This window comes from Microbacterium sp. LCT-H2, from assembly GCF_001866135.1.
In the GTDB taxonomy this organism is placed as follows: domain Bacteria; phylum Actinomycetota; class Actinomycetes; order Actinomycetales; family Microbacteriaceae; genus Microbacterium.
In genome coordinates this window covers 188,463-213,104 of sequence record NZ_MODW01000004.1, presented here as the reverse complement: position 1 = coordinate 213,104, position 24,642 = coordinate 188,463, and the positions used below count along the sequence as shown (strand labels likewise).

Here is a 24,642-nt window from a genome sequence, read left to right as displayed (position 1 = left end):
GGGCGTGATGCTCTAAGGGATCGGCGTCGGTGCCGTCGCGCCGGGAACGCCGGCGACGTGGAGGGCCGTCCGCAGCGCGGCGACTCCCGTGAAGTGGTGCGTGGTCATGCCCAGCGCTCGTGCGCCGCTGAGCTTCCCCGGCGAATCGTCGAGGAAGAAGACCTCCTCCGGAGGGAGGTCGAGGGCTGCGACCACGTGGCGGAAAGCCCGGACGTCCGGCTTGGCGTGTCCGATGTCGGCGGAGTTGAACACGCGATCGAAGTGCGCGTCGATGCCGCTGTCGCGAAGCTCCTCGTCGATGGTGTCGGTGCCGTTCGTGAGGATGGCGCAGGTGGTCCCGTGAGACCGCACCGCGTCGACGAGCGCCAGCACGTCCCGGTCGGCGGCGAACGGCGTGCGTCCCCATTCCTGCGCCGCGGCGGCCGACCCTGCGGCCTCTCCGACGCGGATGATCCATTCCTCGCGGGTGAGGAGTCCCGTGGTCACCTCGTCGATCAGCGGGGAGGAGAAGGCGGTACGGGCGATCGCGCCGTCCGCGAGCCCGTGCCGTGCCTCCAGGGTGGTGTCGTGGTCGAAATGACGGATGACCCCGTCGAGGTCGAAGAGCACGGCGCGGATCATCCCCCCATCCTGCCTCCCGGCCACCACCTCCGTGTGGATGGCGTGCCAGCTCTCCGCGATCCGCTCCATCGAGCCCAGGTGCACCCCGCAGACGGCGTCCTCCTCGGCAGCGAGCTCGATGATCTCGATGCCGTCGGCGGCGGGGCCGGAGTAGGAGTATCCGGCGACGACCTCCATCCCGTCCGGCAGCGTCCGGTACTGGGCGATCGGGGTGGTGAGGGCGCGGGGAGGGGCTTCTGGACGATCTCGATCTGCGACGTGTGCTTCTCCTTCTCGATGAGGTGGAGGCGCCGCTCCACATCGACGAGTCGCGCGGCGGCGAGCCGGTGCTCCCGCTCCACCTCGGCGCGCCGGATGCGCAGCAGTGCGGCGATCCGGTCGGCGCAGACGCCCTCCGCGAGGATCGACGAGATAGCGCCGAGGCCGAAGCCGAGCGATATCGCCGTGGCGCACAGTGCATCCCAGTATATCGTGTACCGCGTCTGAACTGGGCTTTCAATGTCGGTGGCCCCTGCTTCACTCGGGGTATGACAGGACTGGCGGACGCGACGATCGAGCAGGTGGAGGCGCTCCGAGCGCTCACGGAGATGCTCGTCGGTGTCGAGCGGACGATCAGTGGTCTGCAGGCTGCGCGGGATGGGATCCTGGCTCTGGGATCGCGCCTCGCCGTGGAGGTCGCGGCACAGGCCGACCATCCGGACGGCGCGGATCTGAGCGTGCGCACGGTCGCGGCGGAGTTCGGTGCCGCGCTGAGGGCGAGCGACAGGACGATGCAGCGGCGGATGGCGGATGCGGTCTGGATCGTCGAACGCTTTCCCCGGCTGTGGGGTGCATGGGGCGCGGGGCAGGTCACCGCCCGGCATGCCCGCGTCATCGCGGAGGCGGGGGAGCACCTCGAGGACGAGGCGGACCGCGACGCGTTCTCCGCGCGAATGATCGCCTTCGCCGAGGACGAGGCGCCGAATCGTGTTGCGCGAATGGCGCGCCGGGTCGCGGAGGAGTTTCAGCCACGTCCCCTCGCGGACCGTCACGAGGTCGCCCGTGAGCGGCGGCGCGTGTGGGTGCGGGACGCCCCTGACGGGATGGCTGAGCTCGGACTCCTGGGGCCGGCGGAACTGGTGCACGGCGTGTTCGATCGGCTGACCAGCATGGCCAAGACTGCACAGGCCGGCGATGACCCGACGGACCTCCGAACTGTCGCGCAGTCCAGGGCTGACCTCGCGCTCGACCTCCTCCTGACCGGCGCTCCGGCAGGCCATGACGACCGCGGCGGTGCCCTGGCCGCCATCGTGCCCACAGTCGCGGTCACGGTGCCCGTCATGACCCTCCTCGGTCGGGGAACGGCGCAGGCGGAGCTCGACGGCCGCACCCCTGTCGACCCCGCCACGGCGCGGAAGTTGGCGGGAGCTGCTTCCGGATGGGATCGCATCCTCACCCACCCCGTGTCGGGCGCGGTCCTCGCGGTCGACCGGTATCGCCCGAACGCCGAACTACGACGACATCTGCGGGCCAGAGATCAGCGATGCCGCTTCCCCGGATGCGGGTACCCGCCCGCCAAATGCGACATCGACCACCACCGGGACGCCGCGCTCGGCGGGGAGACAACTGCCTCGAATCTCGGTCACCTGTGCCGTCGCCATCACGTCTTGAAACATCAGTCCGCCTGGCATGTCGAGGCGCGTGGCGACGGCCTCTATGCCTGGACGAGTCCGACGGGGAGGGTCTACATCGACCGCCCGCCACCGTCGAACACCGTCACCTTCACCGAAGAATCGACGGACGCGCCGTTCTGACCGCCGGGCGGGAAAACTTGAGCCTGTTCATATCAAGTTCATTTGACAGCCTTCGGGCCTCGGCGTACACTTGAGCCATCGCGACTCAGGTTTCCCTGATCGCCGCAGGTTTCCAGACCACTACAGACTTCCCAACAAAGGAGAGAACACATGGCACGTGCTGTCGGTATCGACCTCGGAACCACCAACTCCGTCGTCAGCGTCCTCGAGGGTGGCGAGCCCAAGGTCATCGCCAACGCCGAGGGCTTCCGCACGACCCCTTCGGTCGTCGCCTTCACCAAGGACGGGGAGGTGCTCGTCGGCGAGACCGCGAAGCGCCAGGCCGTCACCAACGTCGACCGGACGATCGCCTCCGTCAAGCGCCACATGGGCACCGACTGGACCTTCGACGTCGACGGCAAGAAGTGGACGCCGCAGGAGATCTCCGCGCGCATCCTCCAGAAGCTCAAGCGCGACGCCGAGTCCTACCTCGGAGACACGGTGACCGACGCCGTCATCACGGTTCCGGCGTACTTCAACGACGCCGAGCGTCAGGCCACCAAGGAGGCCGGTGAGATCGCGGGCCTCAACGTGCTCCGCATCATCAACGAGCCGACCGCCGCTGCCCTGGCCTACGGCCTCGACAAGGGCAAGGAGGACGAGCTCATCCTCGTCTTCGACCTCGGTGGCGGAACGTTCGACGTCTCCCTCCTCGAGGTGGGCAAGGACGACGACTTCTCCACGATCCAGGTGCGCGCCACCGCCGGTGACAACCGTCTCGGTGGAGACGACTGGGACCAGCGTCTCGTCGACTACCTGATCAAGCAGTTCAAGGAGACCACGGGCGTCGATGTCTCGGGTGACAAGATCGCCCTGCAGCGCCTCAAGGAGGCCGCGGAGCAGGCGAAGAAGGAGCTCTCCAGCTCCACGTCCACGAGCATCAACCTCCCGTACCTGTCGCTGACCGACTCGGGCCCCGTCTCGCTCTCCGAGACCGTGACCCGCGCCAAGTTCGAGGACCTCACGAAGGACCTGCTCGACCGCACCAAGAAGCCCTTCGAGGACGTCATCCGCGAGGCCGGCATCAAGGTGTCCGACATCGACCACATCGTCCTCGTGGGTGGTTCGACCCGTATGCCCGCCGTCGCCGAGCTCGTCAAGCGCGAGACCGGCAAGGAGGCCAACAAGGGTGTGAACCCGGATGAGGTCGTCGCCGTCGGCGCCGCGCTGCAGGCCGGTGTCCTCAAGGGCGAGCGCAAGGACGTCCTGCTCATCGACGTCACCCCGCTCTCCCTCGGCATCGAGACCAAGGGCGGCATGATGACCAAGCTCATCGAGCGCAACACGGCCATCCCGACCAAGCGGAGCGAGACCTTCACCACGGCCGACGACAACCAGCCGTCCGTCGCCATCCAGGTCTTCCAGGGCGAGCGTGACTTCACGCGCGACAACAAGCCGCTCGGCACCTTCGAGCTGACCGGCATCGCGCCGGCTCCCCGTGGCATCCCGCAGATCGAGGTCACCTTCGACATCGACGCCAACGGCATCGTCCACGTGTCCGCGAAGGACAAGGGCACCGGCACCGAGAAGTCGATCGTCATCTCCGGCGGCTCGTCGCTGTCGAAGGAGGACATCGAGCGCATGGTGCGCGAGGCCGAGGAGCACGCCGCCGAGGACAAGGCGCGTCGCGAGGCTGCGGAGACCCGCAACCAGGCCGAGACCCTCGCCTACTCCATCGAGAAGCTCATCTCGGAGAACGAGGACAAGCTCCCCGAGGACGTGAAGACCGAGGTCAAGGCCGACGTCGATGCGCTCAAGACGGCACTGGCCGGCGACGACGACGAGGCCGTGAAGACCGCGTTCGAGAAGCTCAACCAGTCCCAGTCGAAGCTCGGCGAGGCGATCTACGCCTCCTCGCAGGCGGACGCCGGCGCTTCGGCCGAGGGCGAGGCCCCGACCGGTGACGCCCCCTCCTCCGAGGAGGACGTCATCGACGCCGAGGTCGTCGACGACGAGGACGAGAAGAAGTAATCATGACGGACAAGAACTTCGACGAGAACGAGGTTCCGGAGGGGTCGGATGCTCAGGCATCCGGCCCCGTGCCGCAGAACCAGGACTCCCGCGAGGCGAAGGCCGCCGAGGGCTCGGATGAGACCCCGGTCGACGCCGCTGCCGAGACGGAGGAAGGGCTGACGGTCGAGGACATCCTCGGCGCCGCGCAGACGGCGGACGCCGCCGCCGGCGACGCCGCGATCGCCGACGCCGAGAACGCCCTGCTGACCGACCTCAAGCGCCTGCAGGCCGAGTACGCGAACTACCGACGCCGCACCGAAGAGCAGCGCCAGATCGAGATCGAGCGCGCGAAGGGCGAGGCCGCCAAGGGCCTCATCCCCGTGCTCGACGACCTGGCCCGCGCCGAGCAGCACGGCGATCTGGTCGAGGGCAGCCCCTTCGCCGTGATCGCCGAGAAGGTGCGCGCGGTCGTGGAGCGGCTCGGCGTCGTCGCCTACGGCGAGAAGGGGGAGGAGTTCGACCCCCAGCGTCACGAGGCGATCTTCCAGCAGCCGACCCCCGGCACCTCGAAGACCACGGTGCTCGAGGTCGTCGAGGTGGGCTACCGCCTCGGCGAGGTCGAGCTGCGTCCTGCGAAGGTCGTCGTCGCCGTCCCTGCGGAGTAGGTGATCGATGGCCAGCCAGGATTGGTTCGACAAGGACTTCTACAAGACCCTCGGGGTCTCGAAGGACGTCAGCGACGCTGACCTGAAGAAGACGTACCGCAAGCTCGCGCGGAAGTATCACCCCGACTCCAATCAGGGCGATGCGAAGGCCGAGGCCAAGTTCAAGGAGATCAGCGAGGCCTACTCGGTGCTCTCCGACGCCGAGCAGCGCAAGGAGTACGACGAGATCCGCGCCATGGGCTCGGGCGCTCGCTTCACGGCGAGCGGCTCGGGCGCCGGCGGGTTCGAAGACGTCTTCAGCCGGTTCGGACAGCAGGGGCGCGGCCAGACCGCCGACTTCGAGGACATCTTCGCGATGTTCAACCAGGGCCAGGGCAGCTCGTTCGGCGGCGGCCGGTTCGGGCAGCCGAGCGGCGGCTTCCGTGGCTTCGGCGGCCCGCAGCGCGGCGCCGACGTCACGGCCCGCACCACGCTGGACTTCAGCACCGCCGTGCAGGGCGAGACCATCACCCTGCAGGGCGAGGACGGCAAGCCGTTCAAGGTGAAGATCCCCGCGGGTGTCGCCGACGGACAGAAGATCCGGTTGCGTGGCCGTGGTCGTCCCTCGCCCGACGGTGGGGAGAACGGAGACATCGTGGTGCAGATCACGGTGCGTCCGCACCCGGTCTTCACACGGGACGGTCTCAACCTCCGCCTCGTGGTCCCGGTGACCTTCACCGAGGCGACGCTGGGCGCGACCATCGAGGTCCCGACCCTCGGTGGCGACGTGGTGAAGCTCCGCGTGGCCCCCGGGACCCCCTCGGGTCGCGTGCTCCGCGTCAAGGGTCGCGGTGTCGCGACCGCCAAGGGGACCGGCGACCTGCTCGCCGAGCTCCAGGTCGCGGTGCCGACGCACCTCGACGACGCCGCGCGCGAGGCGCTCGAGAGGTTCCAGGAGCTGGAGCCCCAGGAGAATCCGCGGGCCGAGCTCATGGCGAAGGCCCGCCGTTGACGAGCACAGGCTTTCGCGTCGGGTCAGGCGCTTCCGGAGGGGAGTTGCCTGACCCGGCGCGGCGGCCTGACGTGAAATCAGGAAGGAAGGCGTGATGGACGCGGACACTCCGGTCTTCGCGATCGCCGCAGCCGCCAAGCTCTCCGGCCTGCACCCCCAGACCCTCCGTCAGTACGACCGGATCGGCCTCGTGGTGCCGGGACGGACGCCCGGCGGCTCCCGTCGTTATTCGCACCGCAACATCGAGCAGCTGCGCGAGGTGGCCCAGCTCTCCTCTGAAGGGGTCAGTCTCCCCGCGATCGCCCGGCTCCTCGACCTGGAGGACGAGAACCGGATGCTGCGCGACCGTGTCGTCGCGCTGGAGAGCGCCCTCCGCGCCGAGCGCGAGAACCGTCCCGGCGTGCGGGTGTTCGCCGCCGGATCCGCGGGTGTCGTGCCCATGCCGACCGGCCGCCGCATCCGCCGCTCGACGGAGCTCGTGCTCTGGAGTCCGCGCTCCGGAGCCTGACCGCGCACCCCGGTGTGTATCCTGTCAACTGTTAACAGGAGGTCACCATGACGCAGACCGTCACGCGCGGGGAGTCGCTCGGAGCGCAGGTCGCGCGCGTGCTGCGCCAGCGCATCGTCCGAGGGGAGCTCGCGCCGGGGGCCCGGCTCACCGAAGAGGCCCTCGCCGAGGAGTTCGCCGTCAGCCGCGGTCCCGTGCGCGACGCCCTCACCCAGCTCAGCTTCGAGAAGCTCGTCGAGGTGCAGCGCCCGCGCGGCGTCTACATCGTGGGCCTCACGAGTGACGACGTCGACCAGCTCTACAGCCTCCGGGGCGCATTGGAGCAGCTCGCCCTCTCGCGGGCGATGCGGGTCGACGACGACGAGCGGTGGCAGCCGATGGCCGACGCCGTCCAGCGCATGGCCGAAGCCGCGGACGCGGGTGACCATGCGGCCTTCGTCACGGCCGACCTCGACTTCCACTCGCAGATCTACGCCCTCGCCGACCACCCCCGGCTGGAGGGCGCCTGGAACCAGTACCTCCCCACGTTCACGGCCCTGCTCGAGGTCACGATCAACCACGACGAAGACCTCCACGAGTCCGCGGACGACCATGTGAAGCTGCTGGATGTCATGCGCACGGGGTCTCCCGACGCGGCCGCCGCCGTCCTCTCGGCGCACCTCGACGGTGCCCGCGAGCGGATGCTCCACGAAGTCGGCTCTCGCTGAGTCGCGGGACGCGAAGACGCGGGCACATGTTCCGTGCGCATGCGGACATGGGCCGCGCTCCCTGGCGGGGCGAGCATGGAGCACATGACGGGACAGGACAGGAAAGAGAATCCGATCGTCGTCCTCGGTGCCACCGGTACGACCGGTTCGCGCGTGGCGGCACTTCTCGAGGATGCCGGGCGAGCGGTGCGCCGGGCATCGCGCCGCTCGGAATGGCGCTTCGACTGGGGTGACCCCGCAAGCTGGGGGCCGGTCGTGTCCGGAGCGGCGGGCGTGTATGTCGTCCTGCCCGAGGAGCCGATGGACCTTCATCCGTTCATCGAGACTCTCGACCGTGCGGGTGTCCCGCAGGTCGTGGTCCTGACGGCGCGGAACCCCGAGGTGAGCGGTGACGGGATTGCCGTAGGCGCCGAACGGGTCTTCGCCGCGGCGGATGCCGCCTCCACGTTCCTCCGCCCATCCTGGTTCTCGCAGGGGTTCATCGACGGTCTTTTCGCCGCCCAGCTCGACGCCACCGGAGAGCTGCGGCTTCCCACAGGCGACGGGGGCGAGCCGTTCATCGACGCGGCCGACATCGCCCGCGTGGCGGCGCGCCTGTTCCTCGACCGCACGGGTCCGACGCACGTCGAGCTCTCCGGCCCCGAGGTGCTCACGTTCGCGGACGCGGTCGAGATCGTCGCGCGGCGTACCAGCCGGACGCTGCGATATGTCCACGTGGAGCCGGCGGAGTGGGCGGCCTCCGTGGCGGACTACCTGCCGCCGCGAATGGTCGGGGCGCTCCGAAACCTGTTCGCGGCGATCCGCGATGGCCGCGACGCCTATCTGTCTCCCGGGGTATCGGAGGTGCTGGGGGTGCCGCCTCAGTCGCTCGGGGCGGTCGTCGACCGGTCTGCGGAGTCCCGGCGATGACTGTCGCTGAGGTCGGGGGTCCCGTGCCCCGCGGGGTCAGCCGACGGACGGTGCTCGGCGCCGCGCTCGGTGTCTCCGCTGCCGTCGCCGCTGCGAGCGTCGGACAGGTGTCCACCGCTTCGGCGGCTCGAGCCCGCACCGATCTGGTGTTCATCCACGGTGGCTCCCACGGCGGCTGGGCGTGGCGGCGTGTGGTGGAGCGTCTCGATGTCCGGCGTGGTCGCATCCTCACACCCACCCTTCCCGGGGTCGGTGATCGCGCGCATCGCCTCGCACGTGGGATCACCTTCCAGGACGGAGTCGACGACATCGTGGCGAGCATCGAGGCGGAGGAGCTCGAGAACGTCGTCCTCGTCGGCCACAGCATCGGCGGAGCGTATGCCTCGGCGGTCGCAGAGCGGATCGCCGGCGGCCTGCGCGGGGCCGTGTATCTGGATGCCGTCGTCGTCGACCCCGGGGAGCGGGTCCTCGACGTCCTCACCCCGTCGAGTCGCGCTGCGCTGCCGACCGTGGTCGCTCAGGCCGGAGAGGGCTTCTTCGTCCCCAAACCGCGGGATCCCGAGATGTTCGGCGTCTTCCGTGAACCCGACGTCGCGTGGCTGCGGCGTCGCCTCACCGCGCACCCGTGGAGCAGTTGGGCGGACGTGGTGCCGCTTGAGGGCGCGGGGCCTTCAATCCCGCGGCTCTACGTCGATTGCACGGAGCCGTCGTTCGCCGATGTCGCGCCATCGAAGGAGCGCGTGCGCGCGCGGCCGGGAGAGTGGCAGGTGCAGCGGCTGACCGCGGGACATGACGCGCTCGTCACCGAACCGGCGGCCGTGGCCCGCCTCATCAGCGGTTTCTGCCGTGCGCTGTGATCACCCCGCCTGCGATGCGATCGACGCCGTGTCGTAGTGGCGCGGACTCACACCGAACCGCCGCTTGAACGCGGTGCTGAGGGCGAACTCGTCCGAGTAGCCGAGGCGCTCGGCGATCTCCTTGAGCGGAGTGTCGGGCGCTTCGTCGAGGATCTCCATCGCGTGCGCCATGCGCCAGCGTGCGAGGTGGGCGGAGGGAGTCGTGCCGACCACATCCCGGAAGGTCCTTGCGAAGGCGGATCGCGAGAGGTGAGCCAGGGCCGCCATCTCCGCGACGGTCCAGGACCGCGCGGGATCTCGGTGCAGGGCGGTGAGGACCGCTCCGATGCGTGGATGCGCGATCCCGCCGATCCACCCCGGCGGTGCAGGGGAGGCGGCTATCCACGCGAGGACGGCAGCGGTCGCCGCGACCTCCGTGAGTTTGAGGAAGAGCCCCGCACGGGACCCTTCACTGCCGATCTGATCCTTCAGGAGCCCGGTGACCGTGGACAACACCGGCGTCTCGTCCACGATGATGAGACGCGGCAGCTCGCGTTCGAGCAGTGCATAGACGTGGCCGCGACTTTCGAAGGAGATGATCCCCGCGGCCTCCGCGTCGAGAAACCCGATGCTCTCCTCGGCGGAGAGACAGACGACAGCGACCTGATGGGGCCTCACCGCGATCGTGCGACCGTCCCGGAGCAGGTGCAGTCCGTCGGCCCCAGCCAGGACGAGCAGCTGCCGTCCAGCGGGGCCGGGGCCGCCGTCGCCCGTCAGAGTGGCTCCGATGCCGGGGAGCGTAAGGGGCTCTGCCGACACCACCCTCATGCTGGTGAGTGCCCGGTTCACCGAATCCAGCCCCATTCCTCCATTGTTCCGCCTCGCGCGGGACGGGGATCCGCATCGCCGAGGCGTTCAGCGGACGGAAAAGAACGGTTCCTACCGTGGGGGCCAGGGCAAGAGCCCTGTTCCGCGCCCGCGCGGGTGTCCTGCCACGAAGGAAGAACCTCCTCATGACGAACACCACAGCCTCCGCCTCCTCCGCCTCGTCGCTCGGACTCCTCGTCCTGCGCATCGTCGTCGGCGCGATCTTCGCCGCCCACGGCGCTCAGAAGATCTTCGAGATCACGATCCCCGATACCATCGGCAGCTTCGCCGATGTCGGGGTTCCGCTCGCCGAGATCGCCGCGCCCGTCGTGGCATTCCTGGAGCTCATCGGCGGGATCCTGCTGATCCTCGGACTGCTGACGCGTCCGGTCAGCGTCCTCCTCGCCGTCGACATGCTGGTCGCGCTCGTGCTCGTGCACCTGCCCGCGGGCCTGTGGGTGACGGCCGGCGGTTACGAGTTCGTCGCCGTGCTCGGTGCGGCGGCTCTTGCGCTCGCACTCACGGGGGCGGGGCGCTACTCCATCGACGCCGCCGCCCTGCGCGGGCGCGCGCCGGCCTGGCTCGTCTGATCGCCTAGTCGCCCGCCGCGCGCGCGGGGTCCACGCGCCGCACGAGGATCCAGGTGTTGCCGAGATCGGTGACCGTGTGGGTGAACTCGTCGAGCGCCGCCTGCGACAGCGCGAGTCCGCGTCCGCTCTCCGCCTCCTCGCCCGGCATCGTCACCGCGTCCCAGTCGATCGGTGCCGGCGGGGCGCTGTCGCGGACGTAGGCGCGCGCCTCCTCGGCCGTCACGCGGACGTCGATGCTCAGCACGACGTCCGCGTGCTCGTTGTGCTGCGCGACGTTGGTCGTGACCTCGCTGAGCGCGAGGGCGAACAGCACCTGGTCCTGAGCCGGAACCTCCGGAGCCTCAGACCAGAGCCGGTCGAGCTCATCGAGGGCGCGGTCGACGAGGGCGAGCCCGGCGGGCCCGTCGATGTGGAAGGACCGGGTCTCAGCGTCCATCGAACGCCGATTCCGGCGTCGGGTAGTCGCGGAGCACGCGGTCCAGGTTGGTGAGGTGGAGGACGGTGCGCACGGCCTCGGGGACGGCGGCGATGCGCAGATCGCCGCCCGCCACGCGGGCGCTCTTGAGGCCGCCGACGAGGGCCCCGAGGCCGGAGGAGTCGACGAACTCGGTGCCGCTCAGATCGATCGCGATGCGCGGCTGCCCGGCGGTGACCAGATCGCTCACCGCGTTGCGCAGCAACGGCGCCCCCGAGGCGGTCAGGCGCCCCGTGATCGTGACGACGGCGTAGCCGTCCCTGGTGTCAGTGCTGACGTTCATTCGACTCCTTCTCGAGGACCTGCGCGGCGGGACCGCGATAGCGCGCCGCCTGGATGATGACACTGAGGACGACCAGGTCGTACAGGACCCAGGCCGTGTTGACGAGGGTTCCGGTGCCGTCGCCGGTGCCGACGATGACCCGGGCGACCCCGATGACGAGGGCGATCACGAGCACGACCATGGCGGTCAGCTGCGGCCAGATCTCCCGCCACGGGACGCCGCGCGGATCCCGGCCGTCCTTCCGCGTCACGGCGAAGGACAGCGGCCGACCGAGCACGACGTTGGCGAAGGCCGTCCAGCATGCGCGGATCCACACGGGGAATAGCGCGAGCGAGTACTGCTGACCGCGCCAGGTCTTCACCCCCTTGGCGACCACGAGGAACAGCGCCTGGTTGACGAGGAAGTACGGCAGGAACCGCACGAAGAAGTCGACCGACCAGGCGGTGACGGGGAGCACCCCGAACACGAGGTAGATCACCGGGGCGGCGAGGTAGACGATCGCCGCGAAGCCGGAGAGGTAGCTCCACATCGTCGCGAAGTACATGAGGCGCTGCCCCACCGAGAGCCCGCGCTTGGCCAGGGGGTTGTCGCGCAGCATCACCTGCAGCGTCCCCTGCGCCCACCGCAGGCGCTGCGTGAGCATCGTCCGGAGGTCTTCCGGGGCGAGGCCGTGCGCCAGGATCTCGTGGTGGTAGACGCTCTTCCAGCCGAGGGCGTGCAGCTGCATCGCGGTCGCCATGTCCTCCGTCACCGAGATCGTGGCGAGGGGGAGGATCGGCTGCGCCTCATCGGCCCGGTCGAGGCGGAGCGCGTCGAGCAGTCCGCGGACGGCCTCCACGGCGGTGAGGGGGGAAAGGTCGGAGGCGGCGAGGGCTTCGAGCCCCGCTTCGTCCACGATCACCTGTCCGAGATCGGCGTCATGCTGCACCGGCAGGGATTCGATCACGGCGAGGTCGGCGCGGATGCCGTCGAGGTCGTGGGCCACGAGAATGCGGGAGGCATCGTCGACCGCGTCGCCCACCCGGGCGGCGACCTCGGCGACCGACGTCCCCGCGGCGAGCTCCTTGCGGCCGCGCGCGATCGCGATACGGAGCGCTCCGAGCTCCGTGGCGAGGGCCGGGTCCGTCGCGGTCTCGGCCTCGCGGGCGATCAGCGCCTCGGAGGTCTTCAGCGCCCGCGCGGCGGAGTCGGTCACGTTCCGCACGTAGCCGACGATGCCGAGCTGCATGAGGGCTTCGCGGCGGAGCACGGCGTTCGACCCGCAGAAGAAGGCCGCGTTCCAGCCGTCCTTCCCCTGCTGGATCGGCCCGTAGAACAGCGGCGCCTGGCTGCCGAGCGGATCGGCTTCGTCGACGTTAACGAACCACTGCGGCGTCTGCACGAGGGCGACTTCCGGGTCATCGGCGAAGTACCCGAGCGTGCGGTGCAGGATCAGCGGATCCGGCACCTGGTCGGCGTCGAGGATGAGGAGGAACTCGCCATCGGTCTGGAAGAGCGCGCTGTTGAGATTGCCGGCCTTGGCGTGCCGGGGTTTGCCGGTCCAGTCCTCGGAACGCGTGAGGTAGCCCACGCCGGCCGCTCGGGCCTCCGCCTCGAGTTCGGGGCGGGAGCCGTCGTCGAGGATCCAGGTGGAGTGCGGATAGGCGATCCGCTTCGCCGCCTTCGCCGTCGTCATGACGAGCCCGATCGGCTCATCGTAGGTCGTGATGAACACGTCGACCGTGCCCTGCGGCGGCGACACCGGCGCGGGACGCTCCTTCGCGCGCCACATCGTCAGACAGAAGAGGAACGTGTCGATGAGGCTGTAGGTCTCGGCGATCACGAGCGGCACCGCGATCCACCAGGCAGACCAGTTCACCGACTCCAGCCACCGCCAGGCGACGTAGTTGACGCCGAGCAGGACCGACAGCAGGGCCAGGACGCGGATGGTCGCGAACCGCGCGGTCATGCGTCCCTCCGCACCACCACGACGGTGATGTCGTCGGTGGCGCGGTCGTCGTTCGCGAGTCGCAGGGCCTCGCGCACGGCACCGTCGGGTCCCATCGCGGTGAGCACGCGCTCGACGTGACCGAACGGATCGTCGGCGTCGAGCACGTCGAGGAGTCCGTCGCTGCAGCAGAGGAAGGCGTCGCCGACCTCGAGTCGCGCGGTCATCGGCACCCGGGGGTCGGCGATGCCCATCCCCATTCCCAGCGGCAGGTTCGTGGAACGGAGAGGCGTCCACGATCCGTCCGAACGGACGATGAACGCCAGGCTGTGTCCGGCGTCGATGACCTCGAGCTCTCCCGTCTCGGGTCGCAGCTCCGCGACGACCGCGGTCACGAACATCGACGTGTCGGCGAGGTCGTCCTCGAGCAGGCGGTCCACCTCGATCACGGCGTCGGCCAGCGAGCGCTCCGGTGCCGTGCGCAGCGACGCCCGCACGGTGGCCGCGACCAGGGCCGGCCCGGTGCCCTTGCCCATCGCGTCCGCGAGGGTGACGCGGATCGCGTCGCCGTGACGGGAGAAGTCGTAGTAGTCCCCCGCGAGCATCCCTCGGGGGGCGGCCCCGGCGGCGATCGTGTAGCCCTCGACCTCCGGGTGCACCCGCGGGCGCAGCGCCCGCTGCACCACGGCGGCATGGTCGATGTCCGCATCCTGGGCAAGCTCCGTCTGCACCCAGAACGCGAGGTCACGCAGGAGGTCCTGCTGGGCGTCGGTGAAGGTGTGCGGCTCCGTGTCGAGCACGCACAGCGTCCCGACCGGCTCGCCGCCCGGCGCGTGCAGCGGATGGGCCGCATAGAAGCGGAGGTGCGGATCGCCGGTCACGAACGGGTTCTCGGCGAAGAGGTCGGTCGTGCTCGCGTCCTCCACCACCACCGTCCGGTCCTGCGACACGGTGTAGTCGCAGAACGAGTCCTGTCGCGGTGCCTCGTTCCCCCCGAGGCCGATCTGCGATTTGCGCCACTGCCGGTCGCGGTCGATCAGCGAGACGCTGACCATCGGCACGCCGAACATCTCCTTCGCCAGTCGTGCCACCCGATCCACCCGCTCATCGGGTGGTGTGTCAAGGATCCCCAGTTCCTCGAGCGCTGCCTGTCGCCGTCGCTCGTCGAACATTCCCCCGGCCCTCCTCCGTGTTTATTCCCCACATCCTATTGAGGAACGTCATCCAGGGAATCAGCGCGCCGAGTGGGCATTCAGGTGAACCACAGGAAACGGTTCTGCGCAAGCCCCGAGGGGAACCGCTTCTGCGGACCTAGCATCGCGCCAGGACGGGACCGCCGTGTCTGCGCGTCCTCGGACAGGAGGCAGGTGGATGCCGATCAAGACCCGCCAGCGGGACCGGTACAACCGCCGAGAGGCCCTCGCCGGCTATCTGTTCATCTCTCCCTGGCTCCTCGGATTCCTCATCTTCACGGCCGGCGCGATGGTCTACAGCCTGTACATCTCGTTCAGCAGCTACAACCTCGCCACGAACAGCGCCCGCCCCGTCGGGATCGACAACTACGCCAACCTGTTCGAGGACCCCCGGGTGGGCGTCTCGCTCGCGAACACGCTGTTCTACGTGGTGATGGCGGTGCCGCTGGAGATCGTGTTCGCGCTCATCCTCGCTCTGCTGCTCAACCGCGTCGGGCGCGGTGCCGGAGCCTTCCGCGTGCTCTACTACCTGCCGAAGATGACGCCGGCCGTCGCGACCGCCGCCGTGTTCTTCCTGCTCCTGAACGGCAACTCCGGCGCGATCAACCAGTTCCTCCGGGTGTTCGGCATCCAGGGACCGCAGTGGCTCGTCGACCCCGCGTGGGTCAAGCCGAGCATCGTGATCATGACGCTGTGGACGGTCGCGGGAACCATGGTGATCTTCCTCGCGGCGCTGAAGAACGTGCCCGTCGAGCTGTACGAGGTGGCCTCGCTCGACGGAACGGGGGACCGATCAGGAAGTTCTTCTCGATCACCCTCCCGATGATCTCGGGGGCGATGTTCTTCAACGTCATCGTGCTGTCGATCGCCGCGTTCCAGATCTTCGACCAGGCGTACCTGCTGTTCTGGCGGGATCAGAGCAACTCGTCGCCGGAGGCCTCCCTCTTCTACGCGATCTACCTGTTCCAGCAGGCGTTCCGGCAGTTCAACTTCGGCTTCGCGGCGGCGATGGCATGGCTGCTGTTCGTCCTCATCATGATCATCACGCTCATCCAGGTGAAGGTCGGCAACCGCTTCGTCTACTACGAGGGAGACCGCTGATGTCCCAGACCCTGCGTCAGGTCCCCGTCGAGGCGGAGTCCGAGAAGGCCCCGGGCACGTTCACGACCACCGTCGCCGCCCGTTCGCGCTGGCGACGGCGGCTGCGGCAGCCGAAGAGCCTCGTCGCCCGGATCGTCCTGAACGTCATCCTCGTGCTGTTCGCGCTGCTGTTCCTGTATCCGTTCGCATGGCTCATCGCGGCGAGCTTCAAGCCGCGGGGAGAGGTGTTCGACAACGCCCTCATCCCGAAGACCTTCGTGCCGGAGAACTACGTCGAGGTGTGGAATCAGCTCCCGTTGCTGAACTGGATGGGCAACAGCATCGCCATCGCGCTGCTCGCCGCCGGTGCCGTCGCGATCTCCAGCTCGATCGTCGCGTTCGGGTTCGCCTACTTCCGCTTCCCGGGGCGCGGGCTGCTGTTCGGCCTCGTGCTCGCGACGATGATGCTCCCCGGCGCGGTGACGATGATCCCGATCTACCTCATCTGGAAGGAGACCGGACTCCTCGGCACCTGGGTGCCGCTGTGGGGCATGAACCTCTTCGGCTCGGCCTTCTACATCTTCCTGCAGCGCCAGTTCTTCCTCGGCCTGCCGCGGGAGCTGTTCGAGGCGGCGCGGCTCGACGGGGCCAGCGCCTGGGGACTGTTCTGGCGGATCGCGATGCCGCTGTCGATCCCGTCGTTCGTCATCGTGTTCCTGTTCGAGTTCCAGGCCAGCTGGAACAACCTCCAGGCCGCCCTCATCTACCTCAACGCCGGATCGGTGGACGAGTTCACCGCGCCGCTCGGCATCGCCTACGCCATGACCAAGTACAGCCCCACCGCGGGCGGTCACGGCGACTACCAGTACGTCATGGTCGCCTCCCTCCTGGTGACCCTCCCGATGCTCATCCTCTTCGCCTTCGGGCAGCGCGCCTTCATCGAGGGCGTCGCGACCCAGGGGCGCAAGGGATGACGAACCACAGATCGAAAGGAGCAGTCATGCGCACACGCATGCTGGGAATCACCGCGGTCGCCGCGGCATCCGTCCTCGTCCTCGCCGGGTGCGGCGGGGGAGGGGGAGACGACCAGGCAGCCGACGCCGACTTCGGTGCGGAGCCGAGCGGCACGCTGAAGGCGTGGGGCTTCGAGAACGCCGACAACGTCGGGACCTCGCGCATGGACTACGCCGCCGAGCAGCTGAAGGACGTCGAGGTCGATCTCGACGCGACGGCCTTCGACGCGCAGAAGTTCACCACCCGCATCGCGAGCGGTGACGTGCCCGACGTCGTGCAGATGGACCGCCGGTACGTGACCACCTATGCCGCGCAGGACCTCATCATGCCGCTCGACGAGTGCTTCGCCGCCCAGGACGTCTCGCCGCGCGACCACTGGTACCCCTTCGTCGTCGACGACGTCACCTACGACGATCCGGTGTGGGCGGTGCCGCAGTTCTACCAGCCGCCGGCGATCCTGCTGAACAAGGCCGTGCTCGACGAGGCGGGGGTGACGGCGGACGAGATCGACACCTCCAAGCCCGACGTGCTGCTCGGCGCGATCGAGAAGATGTACCAGGAGTCAGGCGGCGTGCCCACGCGGCTCGGGTTCGACCCGGTCGCGACCGGCCAGGCCGGGCTGTGGATCCTCGGCATGGGCGGCCAGCTCAACGATGAGAAGGGGGCGCCCACCCTGGACGACCCCAGCAACGTGGCCGGCATCGAGATGCTCAAGCAGATCACCGACGCGCAGGGCGGCTTCGCAGCCGTCAAGAGCTTCAGCGACTCGTTCGACGCCTTCGGCGACCAGAACCAGTTCGTCGCCCAGCAGGTCGGGGCGCAGGTGAACGCGCAGTGGTATCCGAACGTGCTCAGCCCCTACGCCGACCAGATCGACCTGGAGGCCGTGCCGTTCCGGAACGCCGACGGGGAGCCGTTCTCGGTCGCCTCCGGCACCGCATTCGTGATCCCGGCCGGCGCGGAGAACCCCGCGGCGGCGTGCGCGTGGATGGTCAACCTCACCTCCGACGACGCGTGGAATGCGGCGGGCGAGGCGCGTGCCGAGACCCTGAAGACCGACGGCGGGATCAACACCGGGCTGTTCACCGGGTCGCGGTCCGCTGACCAGTCGATCCGAGAGACCTTCGTCACCGACAGCGGCAACGCCGGCTTCGACCAGGTCATCTCCACCTACTACGACGTGGTGGACTACGGGCAGTCGTTCGGCTCCTCCCCGGCGGGCCAGGAGATCCAGAACGAGCTCAACAACGCCATCACGGCGGCGCTGCTCGGGGACAAGTCGCCGGAGGACGCGTTGAAGGAAGCGCAGGAGGCCGCGATGCGTGCGTACGAGAACGCCACGGCCGGCTAGCCCGGCCAGACGCGGAGGGACGGCGCCAGGCGGGCATCCCCGCCTGGCGCCGTCCTTCGCGCAGGCGGGCGTGGATGATGGAGGCCTACCGATCGGAGGGCGACCATGGACCAGCGCGAGCTCGATGAGCGGATCCGCGACTACTACGAGGAGCAGTTCGACGAAGCGGCGCGGTTGACGACCCGGTCGGCGCAGGGGCCGCTGGAGCACCAGCGCATCCAGGAGCTGATCGCGGAGCACCTCGCCGAGGGTCGCGTGATCGATGTCGGAGGCGGGGCGGGCGTCCATGCGCGCTCGCTCCTCGACCGCGGACATCGGGTCACCCTCGTCGACCCGGTGCGGGGTCATGTCCGGAGTGCGGCGGAGCGAGGTGTGGACGCCCGCGTGGGCGACGCGCGCTCGCTGCCGTTCGCCGCGGATAGCTTCGATGCCGCCCTTCTCCTCGGCCCGCTGTACCACCTGGCCGACCGCGCGGACCGTCTCCAGGCGCTCGGCGAGGCCGCACGGGTGGTGAGATCCGGCGGATGGGTGTTCGCGGCCGGCCTCTCGCGGTTCATCGGATTCGGTCAGCTCGCGCTGGGCGTCACCGACCTCCACCTCGACGACGAACACGGCGCACTGCTGGAACACGGGGCGCCCTCCTCGCGGGGTCGCTTCCCGGCGGGGCACTTCCATACGGCGGAGTCGCTCGCCGAGGAGGCTGTCGCCGCCGGACTCGACGTCCTGGAGGTGCATGGCGTCGAAGGGCCCGGCGGGCTGTTGCTGGAAGGGATGCCCGCCGAGGAGACGGCGCTCACGCAGGCGGCTCTCCTGCTGGCGCGAGCCGGGAGCACCGTCCCCGGAATCCGGGAGCTCAGCCCGCACCTCCTGGCCGTGTGTCGGGTGCGGTGACCCCGTCAGTGTTGACTGTTAACAGTCAACACTGGTAGCCTCGCGGTGTCGACAACACGGTCGACCCACGTAGAGGAGCAAAGATGCCCCGCATGCGCATCACTCGGGCGGCCGCTGCCTTCGCCGCCCTCGCCGCCACCGCTCTGGTGCTGTCGGCCTGCACGAAGGTCGACGAGAGCGAGGGGGCCGCCTCGACCTATCCCGAGGACGACATCCGGCTGATCATCCAGGCCAACCCCGGCGGCGGCTCCGACCTGTCGTCCCGCGCGCTCGCCACCGAGCTCGAGAAGATCCTCGGCGTCAGCGTGATCCCGGAGAACATGCCCGGTGCTGCGGGAGCCCTCGCGATGGAGTACGTCGGCTCGCAGGATCCAGACGGCTACGTCATCGGCTTCGCGCCCGTCGAGATCGCGATGCTCAACACGACCCAGAGCGCCGACGTGCTGCCCGACGACTTCGACCTGCTCGGACAGATCATGCTCGCCCCCGGCGTCATCACGGTAGGTGCCAACAGCGGCATCGAGACCCTCGACGACCTCGTGACCCAGGCGAAGTCCGGCGCGGTCACGGTCGCGAACTCCGGCGCCGGCTCGATCTGGGAGGCCGCCACCCTCGGTCTCGGCAAGGCCACGGACGCCGACTTCACCCCGGTCCCCTACGACGGTGGCGCCACGGCGGTCGCGGCCGCCGCATCCGGTGAGACCGTCGCCGCGGTCTCCGGACTCGGCGAGGCCCTCGCGCAGGGCGAGGCTATCCGCATCCTCGCGGTCATGAACGACGAGCGTCACCCGGACGCGGAGGACGTCGAGACGGTCGAGGAGGCCATCGGCGAAGACGTCGTCTTCGGCGGCTGGGGCGGCATCTACGCCCCGGGCGGCCTGCCCGACGACGTGCACGACGCCCTCGAGGCCGCCGTCAAGGAGGCCGTGGAGTCCGAGAGCTACCAGAAGTTCCAGGCGGACGCCGGCAACCTCGTGGTCTACCGCGACTCCGCGGAGTGGACCGGGTTCGTCGACGACCAGTTCGCCCTGTTCCAGGACCTCCTGGGCTGAACACCCCCGGTGGGGTCGGCACGCGCCGACCCCACCGGGCCCTCCGACGAAGGAGCACCATGACCAGCCCCGACACCGCGGCCGAGTCGGCCGCGCCGGGCGGCTACGAGGGGGCGACCGCCTCGCGACCCCTCGAGATCGCGTTCGCCGCCGTCGCCCTCGCGATCACCGCCGGCTATCTCTTCCTCGCCACGCAGATCCCGCTGCGCCGCGAGGCCGCCCCCGGACAGATCGACGCGCGCTTCTGGCCGCTCGTCATCGGCGTGACCGGCGTCGTGATCGCGATCGCCCTGCTCGCCGTGGCGATCACGCGACCGGCACCCACGCGGGAGGACCTCGAGCGCATCCAGCCGGGCGGCGTCCTCCGGGTGGTCGTGACGATCGCGATCGCCGGTGCCTTCATCGCACTCTGGGCCCTCGGCTCGGTCATCCTCTTCGGCTACCGGATCGAGGTCTTCCCGATCGCCTGCGCCCTGCTCATGGCCGCACTGATGCTCCTCTACGGCCACCGCCGCTGGCTGAGCCTCGTCATCTACTCCGCCGCCGTCACGGCGTTCGTCTACGTCGTCTTCGGCATGCTCCTGAGGATCCCCCTGTGAACGCGCTCCTGGAGGGGCTGAACTCGCTCCTCGACATCTCGATCCTGCTGTACATGGCGGTCGGCCTCGTCCTCGGCTTCATGGTCGGTGCCTTTCCCGGCATCACCGCGACCATGGCCGTCGCGCTCGCGGCCGGCTTCACCATGACCCTCGAACCGGTGCAGGGCCTCGCGGTGCTGCTGACGATCTACGTCGCGGCGAACTTCGGCGACCGGGTGCCGTCCATCCTCATCAACACCCCGGGGACTCCCGCGTCCATCGCCACCACCCTCGACGGCTATCCGATGGCGAAGCAAGGCAGGGCCGGGCTCGCGCTGACCATCTCGGCCATCGTCTCGGCCGTCGGCATCCTCGCCTCGCTCGTGCTCTTCTCGGTCGCCGCCGTGCCGATCGCCAGCTTCGCCCGGGACTACTTCAAGTCGCCCGAGCTGTTCGCGCTCGTCGTCTTCGGCATCGCGATCATGATCGGCATCTCGTCGAAGTCGATGCTCAAGGGCATCCTGGCCGGTCTCTTCGGACTCATGCTCGGCAGCGTCGGCACCTATGCGGCCACCGCCGACCAGCGCTTCACGTTCGGTGTGCTGGAACTGGTCGAGGGCGTGAACTTCATCGCCGTCATCATCGGGCTCTTCGGCATCGCCGAGCTGTTCGATCAGCTCCTTACGCACCGGAAGTCGCATATCCGACCGATCTCGAGCCTCGGCCGGTGGTGGCCGAACCGCGCCGAGCTGAAGCAGAGCGGACGGGCCACCGCGGTCGGCGGGGCGGTGGGCCTCGGGGTCGGCCTCATTCCGGCGGCCGGCGGCGACATCGCCGGGCTCATCGGCTGGGAGCGGGCGCGCAAGGCGTCGAAGCACCCGGAGATGTTCGGCAAGGGGTCGATCGAGGGCGTCGCCGCGTCCGATACCGCCTCCAGTGCCACGCTCGGCGGCTCGCTCACCACGACGATGGCGCTCGGCATCCCCGGGGACTCCGTGATGGCGGTCATGATCGGCTCGATGATCATCTGGGGCATCACCCCCGGGCCCACGCTGTTCACCAACCGTCCCGACCTCGTCGTCTCGATCGTCGGGATCATGCTCGTCGCGACCCTCCTGTCGCTCGCGCTGAGCCTCGTACGGATGAAGGGCATGGTCAAGCTGCTCGACGTGCCGCAGCCGTACCTGTGGAGCGGCATCCTCATCTTCTGCATCATCGGCACGTACGCCACCTCGAACAGCCTGTCGACGGTCGTCACGATGCTCGTCTTCGGTGTGATCGGCGTTCTGCTCAAGCGCATGCAGGTTCCGGCCGGACCCGTGGTGCTCGGCCTCCTGCTCGGTCCGCTCGCCGAGGAGAACCTCGCCCGCACGCTGGCGATCCTGCCGACGCGGCCGTTCTTCGAGGTCGTCAGTCCCATCGCCCTCGTGCTGCTCGCGCTGGCCGTGCTGTCGATCGTGATGCCGGCGATCCGTGCCGCCCGCACGCCCCGGGCAGAGCGGGCCTCGGTGGAGGACTCGATCCTCCACGCCGACAGCATCGTGCAGATCGAGAAGGCGCACGACGAACTCGCGGCGCAGCCCGACCTGCTCACCTCCACGGTCCGCAACGTCGACGCCGGTGCGCGCCGGGGACGCGCCGACCGCAAGAACCGCCAGAGCACGACCCCCGAGGAGACCGAGAAGTGACCCGCTACGACATCCTGACCGCCGTCCCGACCGCGTTCCACCGCGATGGTGCCCTCGACCTCGAGGGGTCGCGCGCGATCTTCCGGTTCGTGGCCGACTCGGGCAACGAGGGCGCGTTCGTCCTCGGCACCACGGGCGAGTTCCCCGCCGTGGACGCGGATGAGTTCCGGGGACTCGTGGGAGCGGCGCTGGAGGAGCTGGCCGACCGGATGCGCGTCATCGTGCACGTCGGGCAGCCGAGCACCTTCGAGGCCGTGCGCCTGGTGGGCATCGCGAAGGAGCTGGGGGCCACGGAGTTCGCGGCCCTCACCCCCTACTACCTGCGTGCCACGGATGACGCGATCCTCGACTACTATCGCGCCATCTCGGCGGCCGTGGGGGAGGGGCGCCTCTACGTCTACATCTACCCCGCGCGCAGCGGGAACCCCGTCTCGCCGGAACTGCTCGTGCGCATCGCCGCCCTGCCGAACGTGGTCGGGGCCAAGGTGAGCGAGCTCCCCCTCGACGACATCGCGGCGTACCGCGCGGTGGTGCCGGCCGACTTCGAGCTCTACACCGGCGCCGACCGTGACCTCATCGCGGCCGTCGAAGCGGGCGCGCAGGGCGTCGTCTCGGGCGTCTCCTCCGTGACGCCAAAGCCCTTCCGTGCCCTCGCCGACGCCGGACGTTCGGGCGATGCGGACGCCATCGCCGCGGCACAGACCGCCGTGGACGATGTCGTCGCGCTCATCGGCGGCGACATGGCGCGCATGAAGGAGGCGTACCGCGTGCTCGACGTCGTGGACACGCACTGTCGTATGGCGATCGCCGAACCCTCCGCCGACGAGCGGGCGGCCGTCGCACAGGTGGTTGCCGCGCACCGCTGACGGTTCGTTGCGGAGGTCTGAGAGGGCTGAAACCGGTTACAGTGGGTGCCCATGGCCACGATCTACGACGTCGCGCGGCAGGCCGGCGTCTCCCCGGCCACCGTCTCGCGCGTCTTCAACGGCACGAGCGTGTCGGAGGAGAAGGCGGCGGCCGTGCGGGCGGCGGCCGAGGAACTGCGCTTCACCCCGAACCGGACCGCGCGTACCCTGCGGACGCAGAGCTCCGAGGTCATCGCCCTGGTCATCCCGGACATCGAGAACCCGTACTTCACCGAGATGGCCCGTGGCGTGGAGGACGCGGCGTCCGAAGCGGGGTATTCCGTCGTGCTGTGCAACTCCGACGCCCAGGTCGAGAAGGAGGCGACGTACCTCCGGATCGCGATCGCCGAGAACATGTCGGGGGTGATCATCGCGACGGCGGATGAGCACTCGGATCTCGCCCCGGTGCGGGCGACGGGGCGGCCGGTGGTCGCCGTGGACCGTCGCACGGTCACCGACATCGACGGCGTGGTGATGGCCAACCGGGAGGCGGGAGCCGCAGCGACGCAGAGCCTGCTCGACGCCGGGTATCGCCGCATCGCGTACATCGGCGGCCCCGCGCACATCGATACCGCGGCCGAGCGGGCGGAAGGCTGGCGGGAAGCCCTTTCGGCGATGGATTCCGATCATGACCTCTCCTCGCTCCAGCGCTTCGCCACGTTCCGTGTCGACGGCGGGCGCGCGGCCATGGAGGAGCTCCTCGCGCTGCCGGAGCCGCCGGACGCGGTGGTCGCCGGAAACAACCTCATCGGCGTCGGCGCGATCCAGGTGCTCACGGAGCGCGGACTCACCCCGCCGCAGTTCGGCGTCGCGGTCATCGGATCGTTGCCCTTCACGACGTTGTCCCCGTCCGCCGTCACCGTCGTGCGGCTCCCCGCGCGGCTCATGGGTGTGACGGCGGCCCGGATGCTGCTGGATCGGATCAAGGGCGACGAGCAACCGGCCCGGACGATCGTGCTCTCCGGCGAGGTGCAGCGCGCGGCCGCGCGCGCCTGAACCGGACGCTTCTACTGCGAGCGCCAGAATCGTGCCGCGAGGTTCGTCATCTCCTTGTCGAGATCGTCGACCTTCACCTCCAATCGATCGAGGCGGTGATCGAGGCCGTCGAGCCGTGCGGTCATCTCGCCACGGAGGCCGATCATCTCGCCACGGAGCCCGATCATCGCTCCGTGCAGCGCTCCGATCGCCGCGCGCAGCCCTCCGACCTCGCGCATCATCGCTGCGTGCAGCGCCGCCAATGCCCCGTGGAGTCCGCTGACCTCGTTCGTCACATCGGTGCGGAGGCCCGCGGCCTCGGTGCTCGTATCGGTGCGGAGCCCGGAGATCTCGGTGGTCATGTCGATGCGGAGCGCACCCATCTCACTGCGTAGTCGTGTGGTCTCGGTGGTCATGTCGATGCGGAGCCTGCCGATCTCGCCGGTGATCTCTCCGCGCAGCCCGCCGATCTCCGCACGGAGCACGCGACCGAACTGCGTCGTCATGAGGGTCATGCCGCCGAGCATCGTCGTGACGAAGATGCCGATCAGCGTCCATACCTGCGGGTCGTTCAAGGGCATGCCTCCAGTCTCGATCGGAGGGGTCAGGATGTCACGGTATTCCGGTGCTGAGCGGCCCTTCTTTCGCGGTGACGACGCAGATCGTGGAGTCTCACGGAGCCACGATCACTTGTGGAGGATCAGTCCGTGCCTTGCATCATGAAATCGATTTCGCGTAGCCTGGATCCGGG

The 24,642-nt window shown here is 69.3% G+C and carries 24 protein-coding genes and 1 pseudogene; 18 read left to right on the top strand and 7 right to left on the bottom strand.

Features of this window, described 5'->3' with window-relative positions; translation table 11 throughout:
• Window positions 1-12: 12 nt before the first annotated feature.
• Complete coding sequence (locus tag BK819_RS11715) at window positions 13-798, bottom strand: HAD family phosphatase (protein ID WP_256209457.1); 786 nt, start codon at window positions 796-798, stop codon at window positions 13-15.
• 350 nt (window positions 799-1,148) lie between these two features.
• On the opposite strand from BK819_RS11715, the gene BK819_RS11705 reads away from it, so the two are divergent.
• The 8 genes from BK819_RS11705 to BK819_RS11670 all read left to right on the top strand — a co-directional run bounded on the left by BK819_RS11705 (window position 1,149) and on the right by BK819_RS11670 (window position 9,043).
• The gene (locus BK819_RS11705; protein WP_071329297.1) at window positions 1,149-2,414 is read left to right on the top strand and encodes an HNH endonuclease signature motif containing protein; all 1,266 of its coding nucleotides are present in this window, start codon (window positions 1,149-1,151) and stop codon (window positions 2,412-2,414) included.
• A 150-nt stretch (window positions 2,415-2,564) separates the two neighbouring features.
• Window positions 2,565-4,424 (top strand): molecular chaperone DnaK, encoded by a 1,860-nt coding sequence (gene dnaK / locus BK819_RS11700; protein ID WP_071329296.1) that lies wholly within the window; start codon window positions 2,565-2,567, stop codon window positions 4,422-4,424.
• A 2-nt stretch (window positions 4,425-4,426) separates the two neighbouring features.
• The gene (locus BK819_RS11695) at window positions 4,427-5,071 is read left to right on the top strand and encodes a nucleotide exchange factor GrpE (RefSeq protein WP_071329295.1); all 645 of its coding nucleotides are present in this window, start codon (window positions 4,427-4,429) and stop codon (window positions 5,069-5,071) included.
• Window positions 5,072-5,078: 7 nt separating this feature from the next.
• Entirely contained in the window at window positions 5,079-6,062 is a 984-nt protein-coding gene (locus BK819_RS11690) for a DnaJ C-terminal domain-containing protein (protein WP_071329294.1), read from the top strand.
• 94 nt (window positions 6,063-6,156) lie between these two features.
• On the top strand, window positions 6,157-6,570 hold the full coding sequence (locus BK819_RS11685) for a heat shock protein transcriptional repressor HspR (RefSeq protein WP_062637270.1): 414 nt from the start codon (window positions 6,157-6,159) through the stop codon (window positions 6,568-6,570).
• Between the two features lie 47 nt (window positions 6,571-6,617).
• A complete protein-coding gene (locus tag BK819_RS11680) occupies window positions 6,618-7,277 on the top strand; it encodes a GntR family transcriptional regulator (protein WP_071329293.1) in 660 nt (219 codons plus the stop codon).
• Window positions 7,278-7,361: 84 nt separating this feature from the next.
• Window positions 7,362-8,186 carry a hypothetical protein gene (locus BK819_RS11675; RefSeq protein ID WP_071329292.1) on the top strand — a complete coding sequence of 275 codons (825 nt, stop codon included), beginning with the start codon at window positions 7,362-7,364 and terminating at the stop codon, window positions 8,184-8,186.
• The gene (locus tag BK819_RS11670) at window positions 8,183-9,043 is read left to right on the top strand and encodes an alpha/beta fold hydrolase (RefSeq protein WP_083391761.1); all 861 of its coding nucleotides are present in this window, start codon (window positions 8,183-8,185) and stop codon (window positions 9,041-9,043) included. The genes BK819_RS11675 and BK819_RS11670 overlap by 4 nt, the downstream gene beginning before the upstream one ends.
• Here the strand turns inward: BK819_RS11670 and BK819_RS11665 are convergent, their stop codons facing one another.
• On the bottom strand, window positions 9,044-9,886 hold the full coding sequence (locus BK819_RS11665) for a helix-turn-helix transcriptional regulator (RefSeq protein ID WP_071329291.1): 843 nt from the start codon (window positions 9,884-9,886) through the stop codon (window positions 9,044-9,046).
• Window positions 9,887-10,035: 149 nt separating this feature from the next.
• On the opposite strand from BK819_RS11665, the gene BK819_RS11660 reads away from it, so the two are divergent.
• A complete protein-coding gene (locus BK819_RS11660) occupies window positions 10,036-10,479 on the top strand; it encodes a DoxX family protein (RefSeq protein WP_071329290.1) in 444 nt (147 codons plus the stop codon).
• 4 nt (window positions 10,480-10,483) lie between these two features.
• Here the strand turns inward: BK819_RS11660 and BK819_RS11655 are convergent, their stop codons facing one another.
• The 4 genes from BK819_RS11655 to BK819_RS11640 are packed head-to-tail and all read right to left on the bottom strand — an operon-like array spanning window position 10,484 to window position 14,336.
• Complete coding sequence (locus BK819_RS11655) at window positions 10,484-10,915, bottom strand: ATP-binding protein (protein WP_071329289.1); 432 nt, start codon at window positions 10,913-10,915, stop codon at window positions 10,484-10,486.
• Window positions 10,905-11,237, bottom strand: coding sequence for an STAS domain-containing protein (locus BK819_RS11650; protein ID WP_071329288.1), 333 nt, complete (start codon window positions 11,235-11,237; stop codon window positions 10,905-10,907). Before BK819_RS11650 ends, BK819_RS11655 begins: the two co-directional genes overlap by 11 nt.
• A complete protein-coding gene (locus BK819_RS11645; RefSeq protein ID WP_071329287.1) occupies window positions 11,221-13,185 on the bottom strand; it encodes a glycosyltransferase family 2 protein in 1,965 nt (654 codons plus the stop codon). Before BK819_RS11645 ends, BK819_RS11650 begins: the two co-directional genes overlap by 17 nt.
• Window positions 13,182-14,336 carry a PP2C family protein-serine/threonine phosphatase gene (locus BK819_RS11640; protein WP_071329286.1) on the bottom strand — a complete coding sequence of 385 codons (1,155 nt, stop codon included), beginning with the start codon at window positions 14,334-14,336 and terminating at the stop codon, window positions 13,182-13,184. Before BK819_RS11640 ends, BK819_RS11645 begins: the two co-directional genes overlap by 4 nt.
• Before the next feature lie 199 nt (window positions 14,337-14,535).
• Between BK819_RS11640 and BK819_RS11635 the strand changes: the two are divergent.
• From BK819_RS11635 to BK819_RS11595, 9 genes and pseudogenes are all read left to right on the top strand, one after another.
• Window positions 14,536-15,458 (top strand): annotated as a pseudogene (locus BK819_RS11635) (carbohydrate ABC transporter permease).
• On the top strand, window positions 15,458-16,411 hold the full coding sequence (locus BK819_RS11630; protein ID WP_143049285.1) for a carbohydrate ABC transporter permease: 954 nt from the start codon (window positions 15,458-15,460) through the stop codon (window positions 16,409-16,411). Before BK819_RS11635 ends, BK819_RS11630 begins: the two are co-directional and overlap by 1 nt.
• Window positions 16,412-16,437: 26 nt before the next feature.
• Complete coding sequence (locus tag BK819_RS11625) at window positions 16,438-17,802, top strand: extracellular solute-binding protein (RefSeq protein WP_071329285.1); 1,365 nt, start codon at window positions 16,438-16,440, stop codon at window positions 17,800-17,802.
• Between the two features lie 105 nt (window positions 17,803-17,907).
• Window positions 17,908-18,693, top strand: a complete 786-nt coding sequence (locus BK819_RS11620) for a bifunctional 2-polyprenyl-6-hydroxyphenol methylase/3-demethylubiquinol 3-O-methyltransferase UbiG (protein ID WP_071329284.1) — start codon at window positions 17,908-17,910, stop codon at window positions 18,691-18,693.
• 92 nt (window positions 18,694-18,785) lie between these two features.
• The gene (locus BK819_RS11615) at window positions 18,786-19,745 is read left to right on the top strand and encodes a tripartite tricarboxylate transporter substrate binding protein (protein WP_256209454.1); all 960 of its coding nucleotides are present in this window, start codon (window positions 18,786-18,788) and stop codon (window positions 19,743-19,745) included.
• A gap of 59 nt (window positions 19,746-19,804) precedes the next feature.
• The gene (locus BK819_RS11610; protein WP_071329282.1) at window positions 19,805-20,344 is read left to right on the top strand and encodes a tripartite tricarboxylate transporter TctB family protein; all 540 of its coding nucleotides are present in this window, start codon (window positions 19,805-19,807) and stop codon (window positions 20,342-20,344) included.
• Complete coding sequence (locus tag BK819_RS11605) at window positions 20,341-22,011, top strand: tripartite tricarboxylate transporter permease (RefSeq protein WP_071329281.1); 1,671 nt, start codon at window positions 20,341-20,343, stop codon at window positions 22,009-22,011. Before BK819_RS11610 ends, BK819_RS11605 begins: the two co-directional genes overlap by 4 nt.
• Window positions 22,008-22,877 (top strand): dihydrodipicolinate synthase family protein, encoded by an 870-nt coding sequence (locus tag BK819_RS11600; RefSeq protein ID WP_071329280.1) that lies wholly within the window; start codon window positions 22,008-22,010, stop codon window positions 22,875-22,877. The genes BK819_RS11605 and BK819_RS11600 overlap by 4 nt, the downstream gene beginning before the upstream one ends.
• A 51-nt stretch (window positions 22,878-22,928) precedes the next feature.
• Complete coding sequence (locus tag BK819_RS11595) at window positions 22,929-23,912, top strand: LacI family DNA-binding transcriptional regulator (protein ID WP_071329279.1); 984 nt, start codon at window positions 22,929-22,931, stop codon at window positions 23,910-23,912.
• Window positions 23,913-23,923: 11 nt separating this feature from the next.
• On the opposite strand, the gene BK819_RS16565 is transcribed toward BK819_RS11595, so the two are convergent.
• On the bottom strand, window positions 23,924-24,472 hold the full coding sequence (locus tag BK819_RS16565; RefSeq protein WP_071329278.1) for a hypothetical protein: 549 nt from the start codon (window positions 24,470-24,472) through the stop codon (window positions 23,924-23,926).
• Window positions 24,473-24,642: the final 170 nt, after the last annotated feature.

Bases quoted from the DNA above. Each gene is read 5' to 3' on its own strand.
- BK819_RS11665 (WP_071329291.1), bottom strand. From the start codon at position 9,886: ATGGGGCTGGATTCGGTGAACCGGGCACTCACCAGCATGAGGGTGGTG.
- BK819_RS16565 (WP_071329278.1), bottom strand. From the start codon at position 24,472: ATGCCCTTGAACGACCCGCAGGTATGGACGCTGATCGGCATCTTCGTC.
- BK819_RS11630 (WP_143049285.1), top strand. From the start codon at position 15,458: ATGTCCCAGACCCTGCGTCAGGTCCCCGTCGAGGCGGAGTCCGAGAAG.
- BK819_RS11670 (WP_083391761.1), top strand. From the start codon at position 8,183: ATGACTGTCGCTGAGGTCGGGGGTCCCGTGCCCCGCGGGGTCAGCCGA.
- BK819_RS11660 (WP_071329290.1), top strand. From the start codon at position 10,036: ATGACGAACACCACAGCCTCCGCCTCCTCCGCCTCGTCGCTCGGACTC.
- BK819_RS11685 (WP_062637270.1), top strand. From the start codon at position 6,157: ATGGACGCGGACACTCCGGTCTTCGCGATCGCCGCAGCCGCCAAGCTC.
- BK819_RS11655 (WP_071329289.1), bottom strand. From the start codon at position 10,915: ATGGACGCTGAGACCCGGTCCTTCCACATCGACGGGCCCGCCGGGCTC.
- BK819_RS11625 (WP_071329285.1), top strand. From the start codon at position 16,438: ATGCGCACACGCATGCTGGGAATCACCGCGGTCGCCGCGGCATCCGTC.
- BK819_RS11690 (WP_071329294.1), top strand. From the start codon at position 5,079: ATGGCCAGCCAGGATTGGTTCGACAAGGACTTCTACAAGACCCTCGGG.
- BK819_RS11595 (WP_071329279.1), top strand. From the start codon at position 22,929: ATGGCCACGATCTACGACGTCGCGCGGCAGGCCGGCGTCTCCCCGGCC.
- BK819_RS11705 (WP_071329297.1), top strand. From the start codon at position 1,149: ATGACAGGACTGGCGGACGCGACGATCGAGCAGGTGGAGGCGCTCCGA.
- BK819_RS11615 (WP_256209454.1), top strand. From the start codon at position 18,786: ATGCGCATCACTCGGGCGGCCGCTGCCTTCGCCGCCCTCGCCGCCACC.
- BK819_RS11645 (WP_071329287.1), bottom strand. From the start codon at position 13,185: ATGACCGCGCGGTTCGCGACCATCCGCGTCCTGGCCCTGCTGTCGGTC.
- BK819_RS11640 (WP_071329286.1), bottom strand. From the start codon at position 14,336: ATGTTCGACGAGCGACGGCGACAGGCAGCGCTCGAGGAACTGGGGATC.
- BK819_RS11675 (WP_071329292.1), top strand. From the start codon at position 7,362: ATGACGGGACAGGACAGGAAAGAGAATCCGATCGTCGTCCTCGGTGCC.
- BK819_RS11650 (WP_071329288.1), bottom strand. From the start codon at position 11,237: ATGAACGTCAGCACTGACACCAGGGACGGCTACGCCGTCGTCACGATC.
- BK819_RS11680 (WP_071329293.1), top strand. From the start codon at position 6,618: ATGACGCAGACCGTCACGCGCGGGGAGTCGCTCGGAGCGCAGGTCGCG.
- dnaK (WP_071329296.1), top strand. From the start codon at position 2,565: ATGGCACGTGCTGTCGGTATCGACCTCGGAACCACCAACTCCGTCGTC.
- BK819_RS11620 (WP_071329284.1), top strand. From the start codon at position 17,908: ATGGACCAGCGCGAGCTCGATGAGCGGATCCGCGACTACTACGAGGAG.
- BK819_RS11695 (WP_071329295.1), top strand. From the start codon at position 4,427: ATGACGGACAAGAACTTCGACGAGAACGAGGTTCCGGAGGGGTCGGAT.
- BK819_RS11715 (WP_256209457.1), bottom strand. From the start codon at position 798: ATGGAGGTCGTCGCCGGATACTCCTACTCCGGCCCCGCCGCCGACGGC.
- BK819_RS11610 (WP_071329282.1), top strand. From the start codon at position 19,805: ATGACCAGCCCCGACACCGCGGCCGAGTCGGCCGCGCCGGGCGGCTAC.